Below are 583 nucleotides of genomic sequence, written 5' to 3'. Positions count from 1 at the left end.
ATCTCCGATTTTCGAGAACATCGAGGAACTCGCGTAGAAACCGCGGCGTCTGCGGCTCTCTGATCTGCGTTCTTTCGCAACTGCCCGCCAGTCGCTACTCCGCCCAGTCGGGGTCGGTCCGCGGCGGCGCGAACACGTCGATCCCCACGACCGGCTCGTCGCCCCGGTTCTCAGCGGCGTGGACCTCGTCGCCGAGGAGGGTGTAGGACTCGCCCGGCCCGACGGTGATCTCCTCGCCGTCCTCGAGGACGAACGTGAGTTCGCCCTGCGTGATCAGGCCGGCCTGTTCGTGGTGGTGGCTGTGGGAGGGGACTTCGGCGCCGGGTTCGATGCGGAAGTGCTGGACGCTCGTTTCCTCGCCGCTCGCGCCGACCGTGAGGTGGACGTCGTCGACGGCCTCGACGAAGTCGGCGTCGTCTGGTTCGTAGTGATCCATGCGGGTGTGTGGCGCGGCGAGGCGTATAGTTCCTGAGTTCCCGGCTATGTTGCGTGGGGAGGTGATTCGGCGTCGTCTCGGTTGCTTGTTGCTGGGACAGCAACCGCAACAGCGTCTCGATCGTTGGCACCTTGCGACCGCACCGCC

Annotated in this window: 1 protein-coding gene; it reads right to left on the bottom strand. The window is 66.0% G+C overall.

The window, feature by feature from the left end; all coding sequences use genetic code 11:
• Positions 1-94 precede the first annotated feature (94 nt).
• Positions 95-436, bottom strand: coding sequence for a cupin domain-containing protein (locus ACFR9S_RS01335; protein ID WP_379732422.1), 342 nt, complete (start codon positions 434-436; stop codon positions 95-97).
• Positions 437-583 lie beyond the last annotated feature (147 nt).

It is taken from the genome of Halolamina salina, assembly GCF_042678005.1.
GTDB lineage: Archaea > Halobacteriota > Halobacteria > Halobacteriales > Haloferacaceae > Halolamina > Halolamina salina.
The sequence above is the reverse complement of the archived record's forward strand: the minus strand, read 5'-3'. Positions and strand labels throughout refer to the sequence as shown.

Bases quoted from the DNA above. Each gene is read 5' to 3' on its own strand.
- ACFR9S_RS01335 (WP_379732422.1), bottom strand. From the start codon at position 436: ATGGATCACTACGAACCAGACGACGCCGACTTCGTCGAGGCCGTCGAC.